This window comes from Bradyrhizobium shewense, from assembly GCF_900094605.1.
GTDB classification, from domain to species: domain Bacteria; phylum Pseudomonadota; class Alphaproteobacteria; order Rhizobiales; family Xanthobacteraceae; genus Bradyrhizobium; species Bradyrhizobium shewense.
In genome coordinates this window covers 22,905-30,423 of record NZ_FMAI01000046.1, presented here as the reverse complement: position 1 = coordinate 30,423, position 7,519 = coordinate 22,905, and the positions used below count along the sequence as shown (strand labels likewise).

6 protein-coding genes and 2 pseudogenes are annotated in these 7,519 nt (G+C 57.8%); 5 read left to right on the top strand and 3 right to left on the bottom strand.

Annotated features, from left to right (window positions below; translation table 11 throughout):
* A partial coding sequence (locus GA0061098_RS40550) for a helix-turn-helix domain-containing protein (RefSeq protein WP_208610737.1) occupies nt 1-614 on the bottom strand: 614 nt, incomplete at its 3' end.
* A gap of 43 nt (nt 615-657) precedes the next feature.
* Here GA0061098_RS40550 and GA0061098_RS40545 point away from each other — a divergent pair.
* Together GA0061098_RS40545 and GA0061098_RS40540 are read left to right on the top strand one after the other, a co-directional pair.
* Nucleotides 658-960, top strand: a pseudogene (locus GA0061098_RS40545) (integrase core domain-containing protein); the annotation flags it as partial.
* 438 nt (nt 961-1,398) lie between these two features.
* Nucleotides 1,399-2,600 (top strand): annotated as a pseudogene (locus GA0061098_RS40540) (aspartate aminotransferase family protein).
* A gap of 337 nt (nt 2,601-2,937) precedes the next feature.
* Here the strand turns inward: GA0061098_RS40540 and GA0061098_RS40535 are convergent.
* Nucleotides 2,938-3,174: a hypothetical protein gene (locus GA0061098_RS40535; protein WP_091967248.1), complete on the bottom strand. Its 237-nt coding sequence runs from the start codon at nt 3,172-3,174 to the stop codon at nt 2,938-2,940.
* Between the two features lie 760 nt (nt 3,175-3,934).
* A complete protein-coding gene (locus GA0061098_RS40530) occupies nt 3,935-4,216 on the bottom strand; it encodes a helix-turn-helix domain-containing protein (RefSeq protein WP_091967247.1) in 282 nt (93 codons plus the stop codon).
* 464 nt (nt 4,217-4,680) lie between these two features.
* Between GA0061098_RS40530 and GA0061098_RS40525 the strand changes: the two genes are divergently transcribed.
* From GA0061098_RS40525 to GA0061098_RS40515, 3 genes are all read left to right on the top strand, one after another.
* The gene (locus GA0061098_RS40525; protein ID WP_091967246.1) at nt 4,681-4,959 is read left to right on the top strand and encodes a DNA -binding domain-containing protein; all 279 of its coding nucleotides are present in this window, start codon (nt 4,681-4,683) and stop codon (nt 4,957-4,959) included.
* A 165-nt stretch (nt 4,960-5,124) separates the two neighbouring features.
* On the top strand, nt 5,125-5,319 hold the full coding sequence (locus GA0061098_RS47595; RefSeq protein ID WP_091967245.1) for a transcriptional regulator domain-containing protein: 195 nt from the start codon (nt 5,125-5,127) through the stop codon (nt 5,317-5,319).
* Between the two features lie 256 nt (nt 5,320-5,575).
* The gene (locus GA0061098_RS40515; protein WP_091967244.1) at nt 5,576-7,306 is read left to right on the top strand and encodes a hypothetical protein; all 1,731 of its coding nucleotides are present in this window, start codon (nt 5,576-5,578) and stop codon (nt 7,304-7,306) included.
* Nucleotides 7,307-7,519 lie beyond the last annotated feature (213 nt).

The following is a 7,519-nucleotide window of genomic DNA, read 5'->3' as shown; positions in this document are numbered from 1 at the left end:
CTCCATGCCTTGGCCCATCGTCGATCCTTTCGCCGGCCATGCCGGCGGCCGTTCCACCGGACGGCGGGGCCCGGAATATAAGCTCCGCTCGGGGCTACGACGCCGCCGGCAAGTCTCTCCGCCACATAAGTGCGCAAGGTTGCGTTGAGCGCAAGCTTGGTCGACTTGGGCCGGCGGGCAGATCGGTCTGCATGCCATTGGGCAGTTGTTGCCCGATATTCCAACCCGCCGCCGCGGGTGGCGGCGTTCCGCCGCAGTTCACGGGAGACCGTCGAAGCAGCCCGTCCCAAGCGGCGCCCGATCTCCCGTATGGAATGGCCCTGCACCTTTAGAAGAGCGATCTCCTCGCGTTCAGCCAATGAAAGGTAGCGCCCGGAGAGAGGCTTGGCCGAAGATCTGAACATCGCTGGTGGCATGCCGCCTGCCTTTCGGAACAATCTGCTTCCGACAGGTTGCGATAATCCGGCCTTAAGCGCAGCATCTTCGCTGCTCTGCCCTGTGGCAATCGCCTTCCAGAATCTATTCTGTTCATCGCGTCCGGCCACAGACGGCCGGCCTGGCGATGGCAATGGCGCTCGCCCTGACCGCGCCGAACGTCGACTTACAACTTTCATCGCAACCTCCAACTTCAGGGTGTTGCGACGACCGGTTGAATCCGCCCAATACGTATCCATCAAGTACACCGAGCGCCTGGCTGAAGCTGGTGTATGGCCGTCCGTCGGCAGTGTCGGAGATTCCTATGACAACGCTCTCGCCGAAACCATCAACGGTCTCTACAAAGCCGAAGTGATCCATCGGCGCGGGCCATGGCGTAGCTTCGAGGCCGTCGAGTTCGCGACCCTGGAATGGGTGGATTGATTCAACAACCGGCGGCTGCTGGAGCCCATCGGCAACATTCCGCCGGCCGAAGCCGAGCAACGCTACTACGCCATGCTGGAACAGCCGGCCATGGCGGCATAACTAAAACCAAATGGCCTCCGGCAAACCCGGGGCGGTTCACCTTTAGAGTCTGCCGTATATTCAAGTGATGACACTCTCCGCAGTTCCGTAGAGATTAATGCGGAGAAAGGGAGATAGTCTGGCGATTATCGGGTCGCCGGGCTACTCAAATTCGCTCGATGTCACTCCAGAGACCCTCCGACACTCCCGGAAGCCGAACAGCAAGGCCGAAAGTTATGGCGGGTACGACGGCTGTTGGTTGGCCCACCCAGCAACATTGGCAAAGAAATCTAGGACGACATTGTGAACCGGGAGATTACAGGTTCGAATATTTCGCCTGGAGTTCCGAGCGCTGGGCGGTCCAACGAGAACTTTGTACGGGCCCACAAGGTCTTCCCAGACGGCACCTCGCGAGTAACGATTGAACGAAATCCAATTCCGCTCTACATTGAGCGTGGGATGGGCAGCTATCTGTTCGATGCTGATGGCCGCCGGTTTCTCGACCTTAATTGCAACTTTACGACGTTGATCCATGGGCATGCCTTCGGGCCCGTGGTGGAAGCGCTAACGCATCAGCTCCAGCGCGGCACTTGCTTCGCGAACCCGACGGAGAGGGAGATCGAACTCGCCGAACTACTTTGCGGCCGCATTCCGCAGGTTGATCGTGTTCGCTTCGTCAATACGGGAACTGAGGCGGTGCTGTTTGCGATCAAAGCTGCGCGGGCCTTCACCGGACGTTCGAAGATCGCCAAGCTCGAGGGCGCCTACCATGGCGCCTATGACTGGGTCGAGGTCAGCCAAGCAGCGACACCCGACAATTGGGGGGAGGCCATCGAGCCCAAGTCCACGGCCTTCTATCGCGGGATGCCTGCGAGCGTGCTCGACGAAGTAGTCGTGTTCCGTTTCAATGATGTTGAAGGGGTGCGCCGCTTGATATCATCGAATACGCACGAACTTGCTGCCATCATTCTGGATCCGATGCCGAGCCGCGGTGGCCTCGTTGCGCCAAAGCCGGAATTCATCGCCGCGGTGCAGGAATCTGCCCGCAAAAACGGCATTCTGGTGATTGCTGATGAGGTCCTCAACCTTAGGCAGAGTTTCCAGGGTGCTTCAGCACGTTACGGCCTTGTTCCGGACCTCATCACGATGGGCAAGATCATCGGGGCGGTTTGCCGATTGGAGCAATCGGCGGTCGCGAGGACGTAATGAAGGTATTCGATGCCTCAGCGGGTCGGCCGCTGGTTTCGCAAGGTGGTACGTTCTCGGCCAATCCACTATCCATGATAGCGGGGCTGGCCGCAATGCGGCATCTGGATCAAGCGGCTTTTGCACATCTTGAGATCCTTGGAGATATTGTCCGGGACGGGATTTGTCGAGCTATCTCAGCCAGGGGCGCGCCGCTGTGTGTGACGGGAGCCGCCTCACTGTTTCGCATACATCCGAAGGCGCAAGCCCCGAATGACTACCGCGAGGCCTATCTTACGCCTGGCGGAGCAGGCCGAATGAAGGAGCTTGGACGCTTCTTTGCGGAGAACGGCATCATCCTGCCGTATGGTGCTGCCGCATCGATCTCGACACCGATGACGCGCGCCGACGCTGAGTTCATCGTCGAGGTGTTCGTCGGCTTTCTCGATAGCCATCAAGACATTTTCGGCCGGTAACATTACGCAAATGAACGCACTGTGTCAGCAGTGCCTTTCGGCATCATGATTTGTTCGGATGCAATCAATGGGCCGACATCGACAGCTGTCAGTTAAGGTCGAAGACCCCGACCTAGCGGCTTCGCACAAAGGTGTTCAGAATTCCGTCCTGGATATGGCCATGGGTGAACCTGCGTGGCGACAGCGTTGACGGAAGATCCGACTTGGTTCCCGTCCTCTTGGCGCAAGACCCACGTCCACGTTTTCGCTGCTCGTGATAACTCCACAGCCACATTGCATGCTTACTTAAGAGCGTGGCGGTCTGTTTTGGCTCGACGTTCGTCATTGCGCCGATTTATTAGGACCGCGCCTCGTGCTGAGGAAAAACAAGTTCGATCTCGCGAGATACCTCGAGGATAGCTTCTGGATGTTGGCCATTCTCGCACAGTGCGTATTTGAGCGCTTGCGCGCGGCTCGCGAACAGGCCACCAAAGATACCATTCTGTTCGCGGACGACCCAATTGCCAAAACGATTCTTGCCAACAAAGACGGTCGAGCTGGTGGAGCGTCCGGAAGGATATTCGACAAGCTTCATGACTATATGTTCAGGAGTTGCAGCCTCATTGTTTGGAAATCACCGCGCCGTTTTATGAAATCGGTTCGCCGCAGAGCACGAGCGGACCAATCGCCTACGTGTTTGGGTGCGCCGAGACCATCCCTGTTTTCGGCTGGGATAGACGAGCTGGAACGGCCCGCTTAGTGTGCCCGCCCATGAGTTCTCCGCTAGCTTCAGGCAGAACGGCGCTATGGTGCGGTTTCTGATTAAAGCTGCTGCACGTGTTCCTTGGGCTCATGAAGTGCGCAAGGAGGACTACGCCGGAGGTTCGCCGCCGCAGCGCAGCCAAGCGTAAACGACGTCATTGCCATTGGGATTGTGAGCCAAGCTCGCTTGGCGCCTCCAGGCGCGGCCGCACCGGTTCCGCGACGCACCGTCGGAAAATTCTGTGAGCGCTGCTGGGATAAATGGAGTACCTATCGGACTTGGCATCTGCAGCTCCGTTCTTAGATCGCGATTAATGAATGGCGGGATTCGTTCCTTTGAGAGCCCTCAGGATTGTAGTCATATGGCACGATCGTTACTGATCGCGGTCACCAATTACGGCGCCTTAGCCGCGAACCGGTCATCGATCTCGATGGCGAAGTCTACAGCAAGAACGAAGCGACTCCCGCTACCAATTCTAGTAAGAAAGATCGTTCTCGCCTTCGCTGGAAACGAGAAAACGCGCCCTTCCGCCATTTGCGACATTGATGTTTGCCGCTTTGGCAGCAAGCATAAGCCGCGTCATCGAGGCGTACTATTTCGTTTTTCGACGTGAACGCGCCGGCTTGCGACCCTTACGCAAGGTCTTTGGCGGCGCCGCACCTTTGGGTGGTTGGAGAAAGAATTCAGACAAATGAACATCAAGCGTTTCTGCGATGCGCTCGAGAATATCGATTGTCGGGTTCTCCGATTGCTGCTCGATACCGCCCAAATAGGAGCGGTCAACCTGTGCATCGTACGCCAACCCCTCTTGCGAAATACCGCGATCTACGCGGATCCGGCGCACGTTCCAGGCGACAAGCGCACGAGCTTTCATGCGCTAAAGCAGCCATTCTGACGGCCATCAAACCACTGGCTATAACCATCCTATTGCGGTAGGTTCGCCTAAAAAACAAATGAGCAGAGTCCGCGCGTAAGCTAAGTAAAAGAGCTGGTACTGGATCCAGACGTCGCTATGTCGCGACGGGCGAGCCAATGCTGACGAGTTATGACGAGAAACATCCGATGTCGACCTCTTGATTCGGGCCGACGGCGCCGCACACAGGACGGCAGTTCTGCTGATCGCGCTCTGCGCCTAACGGACTGCGATCAAATGCATTCTGGTGTCGGTCTGAGCGAGCGAAATCGAAGGGAAGGCGGGAACAGGCGCTGCCAGCCACTAATTGGCTTTGGCAAGGAATGTTCCTGCAGACCGCGACAATCGGTTCTCTACGACAAGGCTCTGAATACGGCTACTCTCGCTTAAATCGATGCTTCTCAATCTGATAGGACTTTCAGGCAGTGCCACCCGATCCCAAGATCGCAGATACCGCGCCTAACGCGCCCCAGCTCACGTCGTATGACGAGCAACATGCTGTCATCTATATGCGTCTCCTGGATGCCGAAGCCGATAACGCTGATTGGCGCGAAGTTGCGCGCATTGTGCTTGGTATTGATCCCACCCTTGATCCGGATCGCGCCCGCCGTACTTTTGAAAGCCATCTGGCTCGCGCCAAGTGGGCGGCGGATCACGGATTTCGGCATCTCCTGCAGCGCGGTTGGCCGAAGAGTGAGGAATGAATGCATTTGGAACGGACGTCACTTGTTGATGTCCGATCGCAAAATTAGATCGTCCCATCGCGTAACTGCATTAACAGCGAATATTTGCATCGGCACAACCAGAAATAGCCATTTCTCGGGCTGCAATTCCTTGCGTGCGTTAAAAACATGCGGGGAAAGTAGTCGATGCCGGGTGCAGACTGGAAATCAGCGGAAGCCTATCCTGACGCCAAGAAAGCAGAAGCTGCGGACATAGCTTGGGAGTGGCTGCGCCGCAATTGCGGGTACCAAAGGGACTATAAGGCCCTGGCCGCCAGCGAACGATCCAGCGCGATGGCGGACCACTTCCGACAGCAGTGGGAGCTGTCTTTTCGCAGCTGATCCGCAAAAAACGTTCGACCAACAAGCCATTTTCTGGGCGCCTGAAGTGCTGTCGACCGTGCTGTCCGTGCGCGCGGCTGTCCGCTCGACGGCGACCAAACGGTACGACCTGGATTTCAGCAAGCTTGGGGGCAGATTCAGACGGACCATGAGCCGGCATGCTTTCCGGTGAACCCATACGGGTCTCGCTCCGCAGCGCGGAAATCAGGATGAAAGCTGACATCGCTGCTACGTCGATGGTCGCGGGAACGTTTCGATGGTGCGCCTCTCCAAGCTCGGCGCCAACAATGACCTTGCGAGCTTCCTGAAGAGGCTCGCTGTGTCGCAAGGAACAACCATAGCTGGCGCAAAGACTGAAGCAGTGGCCGCTCTCACCCAGCTCACGGACGATCCTGCTCTGTTAAGGATTGTCAAGCAGCGCGCGTTGGTTGAGCGGGGACTTGAACTGGTCGAAGGAGACGCTTGTCCGCTGTGCGACGGTCCCTGGGAGATGGCCCTGCTGGCAGCGCATCTTCAAGAGAAGATCGCAAAGGCAGATGCAGCCTCGGCCGTATTGAAGCAACTGGCCTTGGCGATCGACCCTCTCGCGGCCCACCTGCAGGCTGTGTCGCTTGAAGCGGACAAAGTGGCCGAATGGTGCGAGAAGGCCAATCCTCCTATAGATGCTGCGTCACTGCGATCCTACGCAAAGGCAGCCAACCTTGACCGCGGCACTCTGGACAAGGTCGTCGGCGACCCAACCGCCATCGCGGAGGCGCTGCAAGTGCTCGGTCGACTGGGGGCACCGCCCGCGGTCGAGTTGCTTCAGGCCAACGATGGTCTGGCGGCCTATATCGACAGGCTGGCCGACCCTTCAAAGGAGGAAGAAGCCAAGGAATTCTTGATCGTCGCCCAGGAGAAATACGATCAATGCCGTGGGGCACAGCAGGTCCTGAATATCGCGGCCCAGCAGGCCGAAACAGCCTCTGCAGTGTTCAGCCATTACGGAACCGTCAGCACCGCAATCTTGGAGGGCATCTACGACAGGGTGCCAAAGGACTTCACCGAATACTACAGTTTCATCAACCGGGATGATGAGGCCAAATTCGAGGGCAAGCTCTCTGCATCATTGGGCAAGCTGGCCTTCGATGTCGACTTTTACGGACGAGGCAGGTTTCCTCCCGGGGCCTACCACAGCGAGGGCCATCAGGATGGCATGGGGCTTTGCCTCTATCTTGCGCTGGTGAAGCACACGCTCGGCGACGGTTTTACGCTTGCTGTCCTCGACGATGTGCTGATGTCGGTCGACGCCGGCCATCGTCGCGAGGTTTGCGCGCTCCTGAAGCAGAAATTCCCAAGCACGCAGTTTGTCCTAACCACTCACGACGGCGTGTGGCTCAAGTTCATGCAGAGCGAAAAGCTGGTTCAGAGCACTCTTAGCTTTGGCGGCTGGACGGTCGACAGCGGCCCGCAGGTCTGGAACGAAGGCGACGTCTGGACGCAGATTCAGAAACACCTCGCCAATGACAATGTCTCCTTGGCGGCAGCGACTTTACGACGCTATCTGGAGTTCACCTCGACGATCCTTGCGGATAATCGGCGCGCTCGCATCGAATATCATGGAAACGGACAATATGACCTGGGCGATCTCTGGCCCGGCGTGTTGGCCGCGTGGAAGGCCCCCCTCAAAGAGGCGCGCGACTCCGCGTCCTCGTGGGGCAAGAATATTCAGGATGCCGAAACGCTCCAGATGGAATCCAAAAAGCGGGTGGCGGCGACAAAGTCCGAAGAGTGGATGATCAACAAGGCGGTTCACTACAACTCCTGGGCCGACCTGCAACCGAAGGAATTCGCTGCGGTCGTGAGTTCGTTTCAGGAATTGCTTCGACTGATGCAGTGTGCGAATTGCGGTGAGTTCCTCTGCGTCTCGCCTATCAAGGGAGACAAGGAAGTGCTCCGCTGCAGCTGCGGCACCGTCAGTCTCAACCTGGTGCCGAACAAGAAATGATGCTCGTCGGCGGGCCAGACCGTCGGTGACGTCTACCTGAACTGTGGCCACTCACCGTCGACGCTGCCGCGCGGCGAAATGGGGCCGCCCGTCGCTTCACGCCCACTTTCGGAAATATGGATTCGAGGCGAGCCCAAGCAGGAGGCGCATCGACCCTATTCGTCGAACAGCGGGATCCCGGCGGTTCGTTCGCGGGGACCGAAGCCGTAAATA

Bases quoted from the DNA above. Each gene is read 5' to 3' on its own strand.
- GA0061098_RS40535 (WP_091967248.1), bottom strand. From the start codon at position 3,174: ATGAAGCTTGTCGAATATCCTTCCGGACGCTCCACCAGCTCGACCGTC.
- GA0061098_RS47595 (WP_091967245.1), top strand. From the start codon at position 5,125: ATGCCGGGTGCAGACTGGAAATCAGCGGAAGCCTATCCTGACGCCAAG.
- GA0061098_RS40530 (WP_091967247.1), bottom strand. From the start codon at position 4,216: ATGAAAGCTCGTGCGCTTGTCGCCTGGAACGTGCGCCGGATCCGCGTA.
- GA0061098_RS40515 (WP_091967244.1), top strand. From the start codon at position 5,576: ATGGTGCGCCTCTCCAAGCTCGGCGCCAACAATGACCTTGCGAGCTTC.